This window comes from Arthrobacter sp. NPDC057388 (assembly GCF_042668165.1).
Taxonomy (GTDB): domain Bacteria; phylum Actinomycetota; class Actinomycetes; order Actinomycetales; family Micrococcaceae; genus Arthrobacter.
In genome coordinates, this window is sequence record NZ_JBHVBL010000009.1 from 117923 (window position 1) to 135612 (window position 17690).

Below are 17690 nucleotides of genomic sequence, written 5' to 3' on the forward strand. Positions count from 1 at the left end.
CAGTGCCTTAGCCGTTAAACGTCCCGGTCAGTAAAACTGTTGCCCGGTGCGGCGCGTGTAGAGCTGCCGGGCGATACGTTCGCCGGCGGCAATCCACGCCTTGTACTTCAGCGGGCTGATGACCTGGTCATAGCAGCCCACGAAGTCCGTGACCGTTTTGCTGAAGCTGGTTTTGAAGAGGCCCAGCCCGTGGAAGGGGTTCGAGGTGTCCTTAAGCTTGTCGCTGGGCGGCGTTCCGCAGAAGTCGTATTCCGTGCAGCCCAGCTCCTTGAGCTGGTTGATCGCGGTCCACTGCACCAGGTGCGAATCGCCGTACTGGTTGCGCTTCTGCAGGGATCCGCCGTCCTTGTACGTGCCCTTGCGGCCGTAGTTGATGACGAAGGCACCCACCGAGGGAACGCCGTTTTCGTACACGAACATAAGCCTGCCCTGGCCGCGCTTGATGAAGTTCGTCCAGAACTGCCGGTAGTAGTCGTATTCGCGGACGCGCACCTGGGACTTCGCCTGGACGGTGTCGGTCATGAGGGCGTACATGGCCTTGAAGTTTTCCTCGCTGGGGTCCACGTTGTGAACCTCGACGCCCTCGCGGATGGCGCGCCGGACGGCGTTCCGTCCCCGTGAGTGGAGGTTGCGGAGCAGCTGGTTCTCCTCGGGGGAGATATCCAGCAGGGCCGTGGAGTCGTTGGGCTGCAGGTTGTGCGTCTTGACGAGGCCTGCCCCCTCGATGACTTCGCGGGCGACGTCGCTGAGGATGATGTCCGGCTCGATCTTGATGGCGAAGACCCCCAGCCGTGCGCGCTTGACGAATTCGGCGTTGGCTGCGGCGATGCCCGGAATGTCCTCGACGGCGGCCACATCAGGTCCCTTGATGAGGTACCAGAGCTTGCCCAGCACCGGGAAGCTCTTTTCCAGGACCAGGTTGTAGCTCGTGTAGTCAGCGGTCTCGTAGACGAGGTGCAGGGTCTTCCAGCCGAAGTGCTGCTTGACCTCGGCGAAGGCCTCCGACTGCAGCAGGTTTCCGCCGTTCGGATTCGCGGTGACGTGGGAGTCCCAGTTGGCAACCTCTTCGGAGGTGGCAAAGCGGGCAGTGAATTCTCGCAAGTGTGCCGTGTCCAATCTTCGCTTACGTTTCGTGCAGATGCCGGAGAAGCAGCCTCAAGTCTATCCGTCAGGGCTCCCGGCCCGCTCGACACGGGCACGTGATCCTGGTCAGAATCTTGACTCCGCCTGCGCCCTTGGCAAGTGTAGGGAGATGACGAGCAGGGACCGCGCGCCGGCCGCGGGAACGGGAACAGATGCCGCAACCAGGGGCGGTGCCGTGCCACCTGCACGGCGGCGCACCGCCGTCGAAATTGCCGGCCTCCTGGGGTTCCTGGCGGCCTCCGCCCTGGTGGCCTGGCTGGGTTCGCAGGCGACCATCAGCAACGTCACCGGCTGGTACGAAACGGCCGACAAGGCGCCGTGGTCTCCGCCCAACTGGGTGTTCGGGCCCGTCTGGACCGCGCTGTACACAGCCATGGCGGTGGCTGCATGGCTTGTTTGGCGGAGCCGCAGCCCGCGCCGCAGGGCTGCGCTCAGGGTCTACGGCGTGCAGCTTGCCCTGAACCTGGCGTGGACGCCCGTGTTCTTCGGGCTGTACCCGGCCTGGGGTTCGCCTGCGCTCTGGCTGGCGCTGGGCATCATCCTTGCCCTGGCCGTGGCTGTGGCCGCCACCGTGCTCCTGTTCGGCCCGATCCGCCGCACGGCCGGTCTGCTGATGCTGCCCTACCTGTCGTGGGTGGTCTTTGCCACAAGCCTGAACCTCTGGGCGGCCGCCAACAACTAGTCCCGTCCGGACGGGCTCAACCGGCGGTGCTGGAATCAGCACTCCACGACGTTGACGGCGAGGCCGCCCATCGCCGTTTCCTTGTATTTGGAGCTCATGTCCTTGCCGGTTTCGCGCATGGTCACGATGACCTCGTCCAGCGAGACCCGGTGCGAACCGTCGCCCCAGAGCGCCATCTTCGCGGCGTTGATCGCCTTGGCCGCGGCGATCGCGTTCCGCTCGATGCACGGGACCTGGACCAGCCCGCCGATCGGATCACAGGTCAGGCCCAGGTTGTGCTCCATCGCGATCTCCGCCGCGTTCTCCACCTGCGCCGGGGACCCGCCCATCACCTCCGCCAGCCCGGCGGCAGCCATCGACGACGCCGACCCCACCTCGCCCTGACAGCCCACCTCCGCACCCGAAATCGACGCCTGCTCCTTGTACAGCACCCCGACCGCGCCGGCGGCCAGCAGGAAACGGACCACCACGTCGTCGCGGTCCTCCTGCGTCGCGTTCTCCATGCCCGGCGCGAAATGCAAAGCGTAGTACAGCACGGCGGGGATGATCCCGGCCGCCCCGTTCGTCGGGGCGGTGACCACGCGGCCGCCGGAGGCGTTCTCCTCGTTCACGGCCAGGGCGATCAGGTTCACCCACTCCTGCCAGTACTTCGGGTCCCGGTAGTCCCCTCCGTGGCCACGGCCTTCCTTCAGCAGCCGCTCATGCCAGTCCGGGGCCCGACGGCGGACCTTCAGACCGCCCGGCAGCAGCCCCTCCCGCTTCAGGCTGGCCTGCACGCAGCCCTCCATCACCGAATAAATGTGCAGCAGCCCCTCCCGGATCTCCGCCTCGGACCGGGACGCGCACTCATTGACCAGCATGACGTCGGCAATCGACAGGCCCTGGGCACGGCAGTGCCCCAGCAGTTCCGCCGCGGTCCGGAACGGCAGCGGCAGGTCCTTCTTCGACTCGTCCAGCTCCTGCTGCGCGGCCTCTTCCTCGCCCTCGCGGACAATGAACCCGCCCCCAACGGAGAAGAACGTCGCCTTCTGCAGCTCCGCCCCGTTCACATCAAAGACCGTGAACGTCATCCCGTTCGTATGCCGCGGCAGCACCGTCAGCGGCCGCAGCACCATGTCCTCCACGCCATACGGCAACGGAACCGACCCCGCCAGGTTCAGGATCCCCGTCTCCGCGATCGACGCCAACCGCTCCTCCACCTCATCCGGCAGGATCAGCTCCGGGTGATACCCCTCCAAGCCCAGCAGCACCGCCGTCATGGTCCCATGCCCGTGCCCCGTCGCCGCCAGCGACCCGTACAGATCCACCCGCAGCGACGCCACGCTGTCCAGCTTTCCGCTGGCTTTGAGCTCGCCGGCGAAGACGGCAGCGGCACGCATCGGACCCACCGTGTGGGAACTCGAGGGCCCGATCCCAATGGAAAAGAGATCAAAGACTCCAACGGCCATAAATCAATCCTAACTAGGCATGGGGTCGGTAGAGGGTGGAGTTTTTGTACAGATAATGGCCTCAAAAGGGCCTTCAACCCGCGGTATCTGGACAAAAACTCCACCCTACAGGTCAGGCGAGGTTTGCGACGCCAGGGTAGAGGGGGTGGGCTTCGGCGAGGGCTTCCACGCGGCGGCGCAGTCCGGACAGGTCGGCATCGGCGTCGGCGGTCAGTGCCTCCGCGATGATGTCCGCGACCTCGGCAAAGGCGGCTTCGCTGAAACCGCGGGTGGCCAGGGCCGGAGTGCCGATGCGCAGGCCGGAGGTGACCATCGGCGGGCGCGGATCGAACGGCACGGCGTTGCGGTTCACGGTGATGTCGATGGCAGCGAGGCGGTCCTCAGCCTGCTGCCCGTCGAGCTCACAGTTCCGCAGGTCCACCAGAACCAGGTGCACATCCGTACCGCCGGAGACCACCGAGATGCCCTTGGCCGTGACGTCGGGCTGGACCAGGCGCTCGGCGAGGATCCGGGCGCCGGCGAGCACCCGCTCCTGGCGTTCCTTGAACTCCTGGGACGCGGCGATCTTGAAGGCCACGGCCTTGCCCGCGATCACGTGCTCCAGCGGCCCGCCCTGCTGGCCAGGGAAGACAGCCGAGTTGATCTTCTTGGCAACGTCGGCGTCGTTGGTCAGGATGATCCCGCCGCGCGGACCCGCGAGGGTCTTGTGCGTGGTGGACGTGGTGACGTGCGCGTGCGGGACCGGTGACGGGTGCAGGCCTGCGGCGACGAGCCCGGCGAAGTGCGCCATGTCCACCATCAGGTAAGCCCCCACGGAGTCGGCGATCCGGCGGAACTCGGCGAAGTCCAGCTGCCGGGCGTACGCAGACCAGCCGGCCACGATGAGCTGCGGCTTGTGCTCCTGGGCCAGGCGCTCCACCTCGGCCATGTCGATCCGGTGGTCATCTTCACGGACCTGGTACGGGACCACGTTGTAGAGCTTGCCGGAGAAGTTGATCCGCATGCCGTGCGTCAGGTGCCCGCCATGGGCGAGGTTCAGGCCCATGATGGTGTCGTCCGGCGTGATCAGGGCGTGCATCACCGAGGCGTTCGCCTGCGCACCGGAGTGCGGCTGCACGTTCGCGTACCCGGCACCGAACAGGGCCTTGACCCGGTCGATCGCGAGCTGCTCGATCACGTCAACGTGCTCGCAGCCGCCGTAGTACCGCTTGCCCGGGTACCCCTCGGCGTACTTGTTGGTCAGCACCGACCCCTGCGCCTGCATCACCGCAGCCGCCGTGTGGTTCTCCGACGCAATCATCTCCAGGCCCGTGCGCTGGCGCCCAAGTTCGTCGTCGATCTTTGCCGCGATCTCCGGATCCAGCTCCGCGAGATCCGCGTTCAGGCTCGGCGACACGACCTGGGTGAAGGCGACTGTTTCTGTGCCTGCGGCACCTGCGCCGCTCACAGCTCGCCGCCGTTCTTGGACGCGTACTCCTCGGCAGAGAGCAGCGGGCCCTCAGATTCGGCCGCCACCTTGAACAGCCAGCCGGCCCCGTACGGGTCGCTGTTGATCAGGGCAGGGTCCTCGATGACCGTGGAGTTGATCTCCGTGACCTCTCCCGTCACCGGGGCGTACAGGTCCGAAACCGACTTCGTGGACTCAACCTCGCCGCAGGTCTCCCCCGCGGTCACCGCGGACCCCACCTCGGGCAGGTCCACGTAAACAATGTCGCCGAGGGCGTCTGTGGCCACGGCGGAGATGCCAATAGACACCACATTCCCGTCCTCACGGGAAACCCATTCGTGTTCCTCGGAATACTGCAGTTCAGCGGCAACTTTTGCCATTTATTTTCCTTTGCTCGTGAAACTCGCGGACAAAAACAGTTGTGTGTGGCTGGGTGGCGCCTGGGAACTCCTCCGTACCCCGCGCGCGTGGCCTGGGTGGCGGGTGAGGGAACTCCTCCCCGCACCGCGCGCGTGGCCTGGGTGGCGGGTGAGGGGAACTCCTCCGCGTGCTGGGCCCACGCCGTCCGGGTTCCCTGGCCGAGCCTGCGAGGCCAGGGGGACGGTGGGGAGCACGCTTCCGGAGACCCCTCACCCGCCGTAGTGACGTTCAGTTTTCGGGGCCACCAGTTTCCGGAGCGAAACTTGCAACAGCCCCGTACCAGGCAAGCCAGAGCGCCGGTTCGGCAAGCTCGACCCCCAATGATCGAGCTTGGCGAGGGCATACACCGGCGGTCGGGTTTTGAGAGAACGCGTCCGACGGCGGCCCCTCCCCCAGCACCTTTGGCTTTCGATGCACTCATCCTGGCTGTCGCTGTGCCGTGATTGTCACCCAAGGTGACATGCCCTCGAAGGGCCGGCTGGCCGCGGTTTTCGAAAGCGTGCGTCAAAGCGACGAAGGAGCAGCACGCGTGAAAACTGGGGCCCGCCGGTCCTGGAGCCGAGTGGAACCGCGAGGGTTTCGGCAGGCTCAACCAGCGGTTCGGCCGGGCTACTTTGAGCGCTTGTAGAAAGGCAGTGCGACGACTTCGAACGGCTCCGCCTTGCCCCTCAGGTCGATGTCCAGGGCCGTGCCGGGTTCGGCGTAGGCGACGTCGACGTAGGCCATGGCGACCGGGTAGCCGAGGGTGGGGCTGGGCTGGCCGGAGGTGACTTCGCCGACGACCGTGCCGTCCTTAAGGACCGGGTAATGTCCGCGGCCGGCGCGGCGGCCCAGGCCTTTGAGGCCTACGAGCTTGCGGCCCGAGGTGGAACCCGCCCCGGCTTCCTTCTTGGCAGCCAGCGCGGCCTTGCCCACGAAGTCGCCTTCCTTGGACAGCGCGACGACCGGGCCCAGGCCGGCGGCGAACGGGTCGCCCTCGAGGGAAAGCTCGTTGCCGTACAGCGGCATGCCGGCCTCCAAACGGAGCGAATCACGGGACGCGAGGCCCGCGGGCGTCAGCTCCCCCTCATCCGCGATGGCGACGATCGACTGCCAAAGGGCGGCGGCGCCGTCGTTCTCCACGAAGATCTCGAAGCCGTCCTCGCCGGTGTACCCGGTCCGGGCCAGCAGCAGGTTCCGGCTCGCCCCGCCCACCAGGAAGGGCACTTCGACGGCGGCGTAGTACTTCAGCCCGGTGACCAGCTCGTGCTGGGCCGCCGGGACGAGGCGGAGGAGGATCTCCTCGGCCTTCGGGCCCTGCACGGCGATCAGTGACGTGCCGGCGGAGGCGTCCTCGACGGCGGCGTCAAAGCCGGCGGCCCGCTGCACCAGGGCCTCGGCCACCACCTTGGCGTTGCCGGCGTTGGGCACTACCAGGAAGCGGTCACTGCCTTCAGCCGCGGACGGCCGCCGATAGACGATGAGGTCGTCGATGATGCCGCCGTCGGCGTCGCAGATCAGGGAGTACTTGGCCTTGCCGACGGCCATGGCGGAGATCTTGCCGGCGAGGGCGTAGTCCAGGAAAGCGGCAGCGTCCGGGCCGGTGACCCAGACTTCGCCCATGTGGGAGAGGTCGAAGATGCCGGCCGAATTACGGACGGCATGGTGCTCGGCCAGTTCCGAGCCGTACTTCAACGGCATCTGCCAGCCGCCAAAGTCGGTGAACGAAGCACCGAGCTTCTTGTGCTCCTCGTAAAGGGCAGTGTAGTTCTCAGTCATTGAGCGGATTCCTCTAGTTCTCGAACGCTTCGAGGGGCGGGCAGGAGCAGACCAGGTTCCGGTCACCGGCGGCGCCGTCGATGCGGCCCACAGGCGGGAAGTACTTGTCCTGCTTGTGCGTGTGCCCGGGGAAGACGGCCTGCTCGCGCGGGTAGGCGCGGTCCCAGTCGGAGCTGATGGCAGCTGCCGCAGTGTGCGGGGCGTTGCGCAGCGGGCTGTTCTCCACCGTGAAGTCGCCGTTCGCCACCTGGTCGATCTCGCCGCGGATGGCGATCATGGCCTTGATGAACCGGTCGATTTCGCCCAGGTCCTCGGATTCGGTGGGCTCCACCATCAGCGTGCCGGCCACCGGGAACGCCAGCGTGGGGGCGTGGAAACCGTAGTCAATCAGGCGCTTGGCCACGTCCTCGGCGGTGACGCCGGTCTTGGCCGTCAGGGCGCGCAGGTCCAGGATGCATTCGTGCGCCACGAGGCCGCCTTCGCCGGTGTAGAGCACGGGGAAGAAGTCGTTCAGGCTTGCCGCCACGTAGTTGGCAGCCAGCAGCGCCGACTTGGTGGCCTCGGTCAGGCCGGCCCCGCCCATCAGCTTCACGTACGCCCAGGAGATCGGCAGGACGCCGGCGGAGCCGAAGCGCGAAGCGGAGATCGGAACGTCGTTGCCTTCGGTCCAGGTAGCGGCGTCACCCGGCATGAACGGTGCCAGGTGTGCCTTCGCCGCGACCGGCCCGACGCCGGGTCCGCCGCCGCCGTGCGGGATGCAGAAGGTCTTGTGCAGGTTCAGGTGCGAGACGTCGCCGCCGAACTTGCCGGGCTGGGCCAGGCCGACGAGGGCGTTGAGGTTGGCGCCGTCGACGTAGACCTGTCCGCCGGCGGCGTGGACGGCGTCGCAGACTTCGCGGACGTCGCCGTCGTACACGCCGTGGGTGGAGGGGTAGGTGATCATGATGCACGAGAGTGCATCCTTGTTGGCCTCGATCTTCGCGTACAGGTCCGTGTGGTCGATCGTGCCGTCAGCGGCGGTAGCCACGACGACCACCTTCATGCCGGCCAGCACGGCGGAGGCGGCGTTGGTGCCGTGCGCCGAGGCCGGGATCAGGCAGATGTTGCGCTGTCCCTCACCGCGGGAGAGGTGGTAGCCGCGGATCGCCAGCAGGCCGGCGAGCTCGCCCTGGGACCCCGCGTTGGGCTGGATGGACACCTGGTCGTAGCCGGTGATCTCGGCGAGGTCGGCTTCCAGTCCGCCGATGAGTTCGCGCCAGCCCGCGGTCTGGGAATCCGGGGCGAACGGGTGGATCGAGGCGAACTCCGGCCAGGAAATGGCCTCCATCTCGGCGGTCGCGTTCAGCTTCATGGTGCACGAACCCAGCGGAATCATGGTCCGGTCCAAGGCCAGGTCGCGGTCGGAGAGCCTGCGGATGTAGCGCAGCAGCTGGGTTTCCGAACGGTGCGTGTTGAACACCGGGTGCTGCAGGTACGCGGAGGAACGCTCGACGGCGGTGTCCAAGGCGAAACCGCCAGTCGCCTCCACGGCGGTGGCACCAAAGGCGGACAGGACGTCGGCGACGACGGCCGGCGTCGTGGTTTCATCCGCCGAGATGCCGACGGTGTCGGCGTCGATGCTGCGGAGGTTGATGCCCTTCTGCTCGGCGGCGGCGATGATGGCGCCGGCCTTGCCCGGAACCGAAACCGTCACAGTGTCGAAGAAGCTGGTGTGCAGGACGTCCAGCCCGGCGGCCTTGAGCGACGCGGCAAGGGTCCTGGCGTGGCCGTGCGTGGTCTCGGCGATCGCCTTCAGGCCCTCCGGACCGTGGTACACGGCGTACATCGAGGCGACGATGGCCAGCAGCGCCTGGGCGGTGCAGATGTTGGAGGTGGCCTTCTCGCGGCGGATGTGCTGCTCCCGGGTCTGCAGCGCGAGGCGGTAGGCAGGGACACCGGCGTTGTCCTTGGAGACGCCAACGAGCCGGCCCGGCAGGGAGCGCTCGAGGCCCTTCTGCACAGCCATGTAGGCGGCGTGCGGACCGCCATAGAACAGGGGAACGCCGAAGCGCTGGGCGGTTCCGACGGCGATGTCGGCGCCCTGCTCGCCCGGAGGCGTGATCAGGGTCAGGGCCAGCAGGTCCGCGGCCACGGTCACCAGTGCGCCGCGTTCCTTGGCGGCGGCGATCACGCCGGAATGGTCGAAGACCCGGCCCGAGACGCCGGGCTGCTGGAGCACGACGCCGTTGATCTCGCCGTCGGGCAGCCCCTGGGACAGGTCCGCGACCTCCACCTCGAAGCCGAGCGCCTCGGCGCGGCCCTTCACAATGGCGATGGTCTGCGGCAGGCAGTCCGCGTCCAGGACGGTCTTGCCGTCATTCTTCTTGTTGGCCCGGCGCATCAGCAGCACGGCCTCGGCCACGGCCGTGGCTTCATCCAGCAGCGACGCGTTCGCGATGGGCAGCGCCGTCAGGTCCTGGACCATGGTCTGGAAGTTCAGCAGCGCCTCAAGCCGGCCCTGCGAGATCTCCGGCTGGTACGGCGTGTACGCGGTGTACCACGCCGGGGCCTCGAGGATGTTGCGGCGGATCACCGGCGGCGTCACGGTGTCGTAGTAGCCCTGCCCGATCATCTGAACCGCGGTCTTGTTCTTGGCCGCGAGCTTCCGGAGTTCGGCCAGGACCTCAACTTCGCTCAGCGCGGGGGCAAGCTGGAGCGCGGAGTCCTGGCGGATGTCGTTGGGGACTGCCGTGTCAACCAGGGCGTCGACGGTGTCATAGCCGACGGCCTTGAGCATGGCTTCGACGTCGGCCTGGCGGCGGGCGCCGATATGCCGGTCGACGAAGGACGAGGAGGCTGAACTAACGGTCAAAAGGAACTCCATAACTAAGGCGGCGCAGGGTACGCCACATTGATTCGGGTTCCTCCCCGCTCTGTATTGGACCTGAGAGATTCCGCGGACACTCGTGTCCGCTTGCACCGTCGGTGAGCACAGCACGCCCTGAACCGTCCGCGCGAACGCGGACATTCCAGCGGGCAGCCTGCTGCTCTCCAGAGTTGCCTTGCCGCGGCGGTACGTGGGCCTGAGAGATTCCTGGGGAGGTTTTGCTCCTACGGCGCCTGCTTGTACCTACTTGCAGGACTCTCCCGCCGCAGATCAAAGGCTTTATTAAATTGAGCGGTGACAGCTGTCGTCGTCACAGAGGCTATTGTCCTACGCCGGGTTCGCGTCCGCAAACCGCGGCGGTAGCCCGGCAGCAGCGGGACTACCCCCGCAGCCGGTCGAGCGCGGCGAGGAGGCTTTCGACGTCGGCCGCGGTCTCGGAAGGCGTTGCCGCCGGCCCGACGGACAGCATGGCATTGAAGTAGAGCCCGTCGCCCATGTACAGGACCGCCTTGGCCAGGCCCGGCCCCACGTCGCGGGCAATCTCGTCCAGCCACCGCTGCTGGATGTGGGCAAACCGGCGCCGGGTTTCCTCGTGCGCGACCTCGGCCAGCCGCGTGGCGGCCACGATGGCACGGTCCAGCGGCGTGTCAGCCCAGACGGACGACCTGATGAAGTAGGCGGCAGCTCCCTCCGGGGCTGCGGCCATGGCCTGCGCGTCCGCCTCCGCGAATTCATCCAACCGGTCCAGCAGGACGCCGATCAGTGCTTCCTTGTTCGGAAAGTGGTACAGCAGCCCGCCCTTGGAGACGCCGGCGCGGGCGGCCACAGCATCGAGGGTGGCGGCGCGCTCCCCCACCTCGATCAGCAGGGATTCGAAGGCATCGAGGACTGCGCCGCGGGCGACCGGTTTTCTGGGCATGGCTTCCATCATGCCCGTTTCGGACTGAAGGCTATAACTGTACCGTCCGGACGGTATAGTTATTTCATGACCACTCATTCCGTCCTCGCCCCGCTGCCCGCCGAGGCCAACCGGACTTCATCCAAAAGAGACTGGCTCGCCCTGGCCCTGCTCATGTTCCCCGTGCTCCTGGTGGCCGTGGACAATACCGCGCTGACGTTTGCCCTTCCGGCGATCGCCCGCAGCCTGGACCCCTCGGGCGTGCAGCTCCTGTGGGTGGTGGACGCCTACGCACTCGTCCTGGCCGGACTCCTCGTGGCAATGGGAAGTCTGGGCGACAGGATCGGGCGCCGCCGGCTGCTCCTGACCGGCATCTCAGGGTTTGCGGCGGTCTCCGCGGCATCAGCCTTCGCGCCGAGCGCTGAATGGCTTATTGCGGGCCGCGCCGCCCTGGGATTCTTCGGCGCCATGCTCATGCCGTCCACACTGTCCCTGATCCGCAACATCTTCCAGGAGCCGGGCAGGCGTCGGCTGGCCGTGGCCATTTGGGCCGCGGGCTTTTCAGGGGGCGCGGCACTCGGGCCGATCTTTGGCGGCTGGTTGGTGGAGCATTTCTGGTGGGGCGCGGTCCTGCTCGTGGCCGTGCCCATCATGCTGCCGCCGCTGATCCTCGGCCGCTTCCTCATTCCGGAGTCCAAGGATCCGAAACCGGGACGCGTGGATACCCCCAGCGTGGTGCTGTCAATGCTGACCATGGTGCCGCTGGTTTACGGCATCAAGGAACTGGCCACGCACGGCCCCGGCCCGGCCGCTTTCGGCGTGATGGCATTCGGCCTGGTCATGGGCCTTCTCTTCGTCTGCCGCCAGCACGCCCTGGCTTCCCCGATGCTGGACATTTCCCTGTTCCGGAACCCAGTATTCAGCGCGGCAATTACGGCAAACATCCTGTCGCTGTTCTCCTACAACGGCTTCATCCTGTTCCTGGCACAGCACCTGCAGCTGCTCGAAGGCATGTCACCGTCCGAGTCCGGTACCGCCATGGTGCCCGCGCTGGCGGCAATGGTGGTGGCCGGCCTGCTGGTGGTTCCGCTGGTCCGGAGGGTGCGGCCGGGCTTTGTGGTGGCCTCGGGACTGGCGCTGGGCGCCACCGGCTACTGCCTCGTCGCATTCGGCAATCACGACGGCGGACCCGCCACGCTGCTTGCCGCCCTCCTCGTTTTGGCCGTAGGTGTGGGATCCGCCGAGACCATCTCGAACGATCTGATCCTGGGGGCTGCGCCGGCGGCGAAATCCGGGGCCGCAGCGGCGATCTCGGAGACGGGTTACGAAGTGGGGTCCCTCCTGGGCACGGCGGTCCTGGGGTCGATCCTGACCGCGTCATACCAGCAGCACCTCGCCCTGCCGGCGGCCGTTGCGCAGGTGTCCACAGCAGCGTCGGCAGACCAGGCCCGGGAAACCCTCGCCGGGGCGGTGGAGCTGGCCGGGTCGCTGCCGGCACCGCTGGCAGAGGCGGTCACGGCCGCTGCCCGGACGGCGTTTGACTCCGGCGTGCACATCACAGCGGCGATTGGGCTGGTGCTGATGGCAGGAGCGTCGGTGCTTGCCGCCGTCGTACTCCGCCGCATCCCGCGTGCGAAGTAGTCGGGACCGGGCGAAGTAGCGGGCACAAAATCGGGCGGCCCCGGAGGAATCCCTCCAGGGCCGCCCATGACAATCGGCGCGGGTAATAAACTGCCCGGTCGCTTACTTGCTGTCCGGCTGCGTCACGCTGGCCGACGCCTTCATGTTCTCGGCGCCGGTCATCCACGCGAACTGCTCCAGCTTCTCGATGAAGGTGTGCAGCAGGTCGGCGGTGGTGGGGTCTTCCTCGTCGACCTCGTCATGAACCTTGCGCATGGTGCCGACCGCCGCCTCCAGGGCGGCCACGATGCGGTCAATCGCATCCTTCGTATTGATGAGCCCCTCCGGGAACGCCGGAAGGTTCGTCGACTTTGCCACGGTGGCGCTGCGCCCGTCCGGCAGGGCATGCAGGGCGCGCATGCGCTCCGCGATGTCGTCCGCAAAGAGCCGGGCGGCAGTGACAATCTCGTCCAGCTGGAGGTGCAGATCCCTGAAGTTGGTGCCAACGATGTTCCAGTGCGCCTGCTTGCCCTGGAGGTGCAGCTCGATCAGGTCCGTCAGGACGGCCTGCATGTTGTTGGTCAGTGTCGGTGAAGCCTTCATGAATCCTCCTCGAATGGTCCAGTGGTTTCGACGCTACCGCAGGCGCTCCGGGCCGGGGAGCACCAGAGGCCGAATTTCACGATCAGCTTACTTACTAATTCCGCGGGCGCCCAACTTCCGTGCGGCGAGCGGACGGGGTCATAAATGATCGGCATTCAAATAACCCTTGCCACGCCGGCATCGCACGTGCATACTAAATGAACGTCATTCATTTAGTGACGGTCGTCTCACTGGAGTAATCATCATCATGATCGAAATAACCTGCCTCAACGCGCCCGCCTCCCTCGCCCGGACAGCGCCGTCCGGACGCCCTGCCCTGAGGGTGGGCCTCGTGCAGCACCGCTGGCACAGCAGCGCCGCCGCACTCCGCGCGGAACTCAACGACGGCATTGACCGGGCCGCCCGGCTGGGTGCCACGGTGGTGTTCCTGCCCGAGCTCACACTTTCCCGCTACCCGGCCGACCAGATCCCCGAAAATGACCTGTCCCTGCAGGGCCAGCACCGCCCGCGCCCCTCCGACACGGCGGAGGACCTGCTGACCGGCCCCACCTTCCGCTTCGCAGCAGAGGCCGCCCGCCGGAACGGCATTACCGTCCATGCCTCGCTCTACCAGCGCGCGGCCAACCCGGACGGCTCGGATGACGGCCTTGGCCTGAACACCTCCATCCTGGTCTCCCCCTCCGGCGAGCTCCTGGCCCGCACGCACAAGCTGCACATCCCGGTGACCGCGGGATACTACGAGGACAAGTTCTTCCGGCAGGGCCCCGAGGCGGAGGACGCCTACCGGGTCCACGCCCCGGCAGAACTCGGCGGCGCCCGGCTGGGCATGCCCACCTGCTGGGACGAGTGGTTCCCGGAGCTGGCCCGCATGTACTCCCTCAGCGGCGCTGAGCTCCTGGTGTACCCGACGGCGATCGGTTCCGAGCCGCTGTTCCCGGACTTTGACACCCAGCCCCTGTGGCAGCAGGTCATCGTGGGCAACGGCATCGCCAACGGCCTGTTCATGGTGGTTCCGAACCGCTGGGGCCAGGAGGGCAGCCTGAACTTCTACGGCTCCTCCTTCATCTCGGACCCGTACGGCCGCATCCTGGTCCAGGCACCCCGGAACGAGTCCGCAGTCCTCGTGGCCGATCTCGACCTGGACCAGCGCAAGGACTGGCTGACCCTCTTCCCGTTCCTCACCACCCGCCGCCCGGACACCTATGCCCGGCTCACCGAACCGGTCCGCACCGAGGAGCCGTTCGGCACACCCAGTGCGGCGGCTGGGCTTGTCGCGGCCGGGGCACACGCGTGAGCACCTGGCGCATGCCGGCCGAGACGGCCCGCCAGGAGCGGCTTTGGATGGCGTTCCCCACCGGCGGCTACACGCTCGGGGACACCGCGGAGGCGGCGCACGCCGCCCGGTCGGTCTGGGCCGCCGTCGCGAATGCCGCCGTTGAGTTTGAACCGGTCACCATGGTGGTGGACCCGTCCGACGTCGGCACCGCCGCCCGCTACCTGTCCCCCGCCGTCGAGGTACTGACGGCGGAACTCAACGATGCGTGGATGCGCGACATCGGCCCGACGTTTGTTCTGGACGGAAACGGCGCCCTGGGTGCTGTCGACTGGGTCTTCAACGGCTGGGGCGCGCAGGACTGGGCCAGGTGGGACAAGGATTCGCTGGTCGCCGCCGAGGTGGCAGGCCGGGCCAGCGCCCGGCACCTCGTGTCCGAGCTGGTCAACGAGGGCGGCGGCATCCAGGTGGACGGCGAGGGAACGGTGCTGGTCACCGAAACCGTGCAGCTGGATCCGGGCCGCAATCCCGGAGTCAGCAAAGCCGAAATCGAGGCCGAACTGGCCAGGACCATCGGCGCCACTAAGGTGATCTGGCTGCCCCGCGGACTCACCCGTGACTCCCAGCGGTTCGGAACGCGCGGGCACGTAGACATCGTCGCAGCCATCCCCTCCCCCGGCACCCTGCTGGTCCATTCACAGCAGAATCCTGCCCACCCCGACTACGAGGTAAGCCAGGAAATCATCAGCTTCCTGTCCGCCACCACGGACGCTGCCGGCCGGGAATGGAACATCATCGAAGTCCCGGCGCCCGTCGCCCTGACGGACCCGGAGGGCTTCGTGGACTACAGCTACATCAACCATGTGGTGGTCAACGGCGGAGTCATCGCATGCACCTTCTCTGACCCCAACGACGAGAAGGCGCTCCGCATCCTCGCGGACGCATATCCCGGACGCAGGATTGTGGGCATCGACGCCCGCGAACTCTTCGCCCGCGGCGGGGGGATCCACTGCATCACCCAGCAGCAGCCCGCTGCCATCTAGAAAGGGCCACACATGAGCCAAACCACGCGTGAAAGCATCCAGCCGGGCGGCAAGAGCGCTTCCTCGGCCGGCGAAGCAGCCCACGGCATCACCGGGAAGGGCCTGAAGGGCGGGCAGCTCGGGCTCCTCGCCGTCGTCGTCCTGGGCATTTCCACGATCGCGCCGGCGTACACACTGACCAGCGCCCTGGGTCCCACGGTGAACGAGGCGGGGCTTCAGCTGCCGGTGATCTTCCTCATCGGCTTCATCCCCATGATCCTCGTGTCACTCGCCTACCGGGAGCTGAACGCGGACTCACCGGACAGCGGCACCACGTTCACCTGGGTGACCAAGGCGTTCGGGCCCTGGGTTGGCTGGATGGGCGGCTGGGGCCTGCTGGCCGCCAACATCATTGTGCTGTCCAACCTCGCCGGGGTGGCGGTGGACTTCTTCTACCTCTTCCTGGCGCAGCTGACCGGTTCCCCGGACCTCGCGGACCTTGCCGCCAACAAGCCGCTGAACGTGCTGACCTGCTTCGTGTTCGTGGCCCTGGCCGTCTGGGTCAGCTACCGCGGCCTGCACACCACCAAGCTTGTCCAGTACGGCCTGGTGGGTTTCCAGCTGCTGGTTCTGGGCCTCTTCGTGGCCATGGCGTTCGCCAACTGGTCCACGTCCAGCACGGCCATCCCGTTCAGCTGGGACTGGTTCGACGTGACCAAGATCGAGACCTTCGGACAGGTCGCGGCGGGCATCTCGCTGTCCATCTTCGTTTACTGGGGCTGGGACGTGTGCCTGACGGTCAATGAGGAAACCGCCAACGGGAAGAAGACCGCCGGCCTCGCCGGCACCCTGACCGCCGTCGTCGTCCTGGGCATCTACCTGCTGGTGACCATCGCCACCATGATGTTCGCCGGCGTCGGGGACACGGGGATCGGCCTGAACAACGAGGAGAACCACGCGAACGTCTTCACCGCGCTGGCATCGCCCATCATGGGCCCGTTCGCCATCCTGATGTCGCTGGCGGTCCTGTCCAGTTCGGCGGCGTCGCTGCAGTCGACGTTCACGTCGCCTTCACGCAGCCTGCTGGCGATGGCCCACTACGGCGCACTGCCCCGGCAGTTCAGCCACATGAGCAGGAAGTATTCGACGCCGGGCTTCGCCACCGTCGCGGCGGGCGTGCTGTCCGCCGGGTTCTACGCCGTGATGCACGTGGTGAGCGAAAACGTCCTGAACGACACCATCCTGGCCCTGGGCCTGATGATCTGCTTCTACTACGGGCTGACCGCGTTTGCGTGCGCCTGGTACTTCCGCGGCAGCGTCTTCAGCAGTGCCCGCAACTTCGTGCTGCGGCTGCTGTGCCCCCTGCTGGGCGGCATCGGCCTGGCGGTGGTCTTCCTGCAGACCGCCATCGACAGCTGGGCGCCTGAATTCGGCAGCGGTTCGGAGATCTTCGGCGTGGGGCTCGTGTTCGTGCTCGGCGTGGGGATCCTCGCCCTGGGAATCGTCTTCATGCTCGTGATGGCACGGCTGCGGCCCGGCTATTTCCGCGGTGACACCATCCGCAAGGACACCCCCGCGCTGGTGGTTCCCGAATAACCGCCCCCTGCATCAGCGGCGATGCCCCGCCTCCCGGCCTGAACTGGTCCGGAGAGGCGGGGCATCGCTGTTTTGACTGATGCTGGAATCTCACCAGTAGTGGGCGACGTCGACCACGAGCCGTGAGCCCGAGCCGGGACCGTCCAGCGTGTAGACCTTGAACGGCAGCCGGGCGCGGACGCCCAGGCCAAGCGTGGTGTAGCCCTCGAAGCTGCCCGCCCATGCCACCTGCCGGAACGTGTGGTAGCCGGACACGTTGGTCACCTCGGACCGGTTGGCCGGAATGAACGTGGGTTTGCCTGTGACATTGTCATAGGCCGGCGAGTTGATGGTGAGCTGCAGGAATGCCCGGCCGCGAAGCTTCACGGGCAGACCGGACCCTTCCTGGGCCACCTCGGGAACGTAGCGGACGTTGTAGCCTTTGGCTTTGCCCTTGAGATCGATCACCAGGCGGTCGAAGCAGTAATGCTGTCCCGTGCGGACGTTCGTGACGGCTGCGGTGCTCATGGTCTGGTTGGCCTTCGCCAGCGAGCCCCACACCTGCCCGCAGTAGGAGGCTGCCGAGGCGGAGCCCGGAGCCAACAGGCCCAGTCCAACAGCCAAAAGGATGACTGTGAGCCAGGCGGGGATTTTTTTCATTTGGCCACCCCTTTCAGGTGAGTGATTTGGATACCTCCAGACTAGGAGCGCCAAAAGCACTAAACGAGGGATGTGGCCGGTTCGGGGTGCAACCGTTAATCTCGCAAAAAGCGGGTCACGGTGGCGTAATTCCCGGGAGCATTTCAGGGGCGGCGAGAGCCGTTCGTAGCCCTTTCTCCACGTTTCCGTTACCGCTGATAACGGCCTCTGCGGCACGATGCCGAAATCCGGTAAAGCAGGGCGCAAAATGCGAGGCGCCGGCCTCCCATTGGGAG

Annotated in this window: 14 protein-coding genes and 1 riboswitch; of the genes, 5 read left to right on the forward strand and 9 right to left on the reverse strand. The window is 66.8% G+C overall.

The window, feature by feature from the left end; genetic code table 11:
- Window positions 1-27: 27 nt before the first annotated feature.
- Entirely contained in the window at window positions 28-1101 is a 1074-nt protein-coding gene (locus tag ACFUTU_RS06840; RefSeq protein ID WP_377962386.1) for a lipid II:glycine glycyltransferase FemX, read from the reverse strand.
- 151 nt (window positions 1102-1252) lie between these two features.
- Between ACFUTU_RS06840 and ACFUTU_RS06845 the strand changes: the two genes are divergently transcribed.
- Window positions 1253-1825: a TspO/MBR family protein gene (locus ACFUTU_RS06845; protein ID WP_377962389.1), complete on the forward strand. Its 573-nt coding sequence runs from the start codon at window positions 1253-1255 to the stop codon at window positions 1823-1825.
- Between the two features lie 35 nt (window positions 1826-1860).
- Here the strand turns inward: ACFUTU_RS06845 and ACFUTU_RS06850 are convergent, their stop codons facing one another.
- The 6 genes from ACFUTU_RS06850 to ACFUTU_RS06875 form a co-directional block, all read right to left on the reverse strand.
- Window positions 1861-3273 (reverse strand): L-serine ammonia-lyase, encoded by a 1413-nt coding sequence (locus tag ACFUTU_RS06850; RefSeq protein ID WP_377962392.1) that lies wholly within the window; start codon window positions 3271-3273, stop codon window positions 1861-1863.
- Between the two features lie 112 nt (window positions 3274-3385).
- Entirely contained in the window at window positions 3386-4720 is a 1335-nt protein-coding gene (gene glyA / locus ACFUTU_RS06855; RefSeq protein WP_377962395.1) for a serine hydroxymethyltransferase, read from the reverse strand.
- Window positions 4717-5100, reverse strand: a complete 384-nt coding sequence (gene gcvH, locus ACFUTU_RS06860) for a glycine cleavage system protein GcvH (RefSeq protein WP_377962398.1) — start codon at window positions 5098-5100, stop codon at window positions 4717-4719. Before gcvH ends, glyA begins: the two co-directional genes overlap by 4 nt.
- A 649-nt stretch (window positions 5101-5749) precedes the next feature.
- Complete coding sequence (gene gcvT / locus ACFUTU_RS06865) at window positions 5750-6898, reverse strand: glycine cleavage system aminomethyltransferase GcvT (RefSeq protein ID WP_377962401.1); 1149 nt, start codon at window positions 6896-6898, stop codon at window positions 5750-5752.
- Window positions 6899-6911: 13 nt separating this feature from the next.
- Window positions 6912-9761 (reverse strand): aminomethyl-transferring glycine dehydrogenase, encoded by a 2850-nt coding sequence (gcvP, locus tag ACFUTU_RS06870; RefSeq protein WP_377962404.1) that lies wholly within the window; start codon window positions 9759-9761, stop codon window positions 6912-6914.
- A 177-nt stretch (window positions 9762-9938) separates the two neighbouring features.
- Window positions 9939-10037: riboswitch (glycine riboswitch) on the reverse strand.
- Between the two features lie 106 nt (window positions 10038-10143).
- The gene (locus ACFUTU_RS06875) at window positions 10144-10683 is read right to left on the reverse strand and encodes a TetR/AcrR family transcriptional regulator (RefSeq protein WP_377962406.1); all 540 of its coding nucleotides are present in this window, start codon (window positions 10681-10683) and stop codon (window positions 10144-10146) included.
- Between the two features lie 66 nt (window positions 10684-10749).
- On the opposite strand from ACFUTU_RS06875, the gene ACFUTU_RS06880 reads away from it, so the two are divergent.
- Window positions 10750-12303, forward strand: a complete 1554-nt coding sequence (locus ACFUTU_RS06880) for an MFS transporter (RefSeq protein WP_377962409.1) — start codon at window positions 10750-10752, stop codon at window positions 12301-12303.
- Between the two features lie 102 nt (window positions 12304-12405).
- Here the strand turns inward: ACFUTU_RS06880 and ACFUTU_RS06885 are convergent, their stop codons facing one another.
- Window positions 12406-12885 (reverse strand): Dps family protein, encoded by a 480-nt coding sequence (locus ACFUTU_RS06885; RefSeq protein ID WP_377962412.1) that lies wholly within the window; start codon window positions 12883-12885, stop codon window positions 12406-12408.
- 247 nt (window positions 12886-13132) lie between these two features.
- Between ACFUTU_RS06885 and ACFUTU_RS06890 the strand changes: the two genes are divergently transcribed.
- The 3 genes from ACFUTU_RS06890 to ACFUTU_RS06900 are packed head-to-tail and all read left to right on the forward strand — an operon-like array spanning window position 13133 to window position 16776.
- Window positions 13133-14179, forward strand: coding sequence for a nitrilase-related carbon-nitrogen hydrolase (locus tag ACFUTU_RS06890; RefSeq protein WP_377962415.1), 1047 nt, complete (start codon window positions 13133-13135; stop codon window positions 14177-14179).
- Window positions 14180-14190: 11 nt separating this feature from the next.
- Complete coding sequence (locus tag ACFUTU_RS06895; protein ID WP_377962451.1) at window positions 14191-15201, forward strand: agmatine/peptidylarginine deiminase; 1011 nt, start codon at window positions 14191-14193, stop codon at window positions 15199-15201.
- A gap of 12 nt (window positions 15202-15213) precedes the next feature.
- Complete coding sequence (locus ACFUTU_RS06900; RefSeq protein WP_377962418.1) at window positions 15214-16776, forward strand: APC family permease; 1563 nt, start codon at window positions 15214-15216, stop codon at window positions 16774-16776.
- Window positions 16777-16866: 90 nt separating this feature from the next.
- On the opposite strand, the gene ACFUTU_RS06905 is transcribed toward ACFUTU_RS06900, so the two are convergent.
- On the reverse strand, window positions 16867-17415 hold the full coding sequence (locus tag ACFUTU_RS06905; protein WP_377962421.1) for a hypothetical protein: 549 nt from the start codon (window positions 17413-17415) through the stop codon (window positions 16867-16869).
- Window positions 17416-17690: the final 275 nt, after the last annotated feature.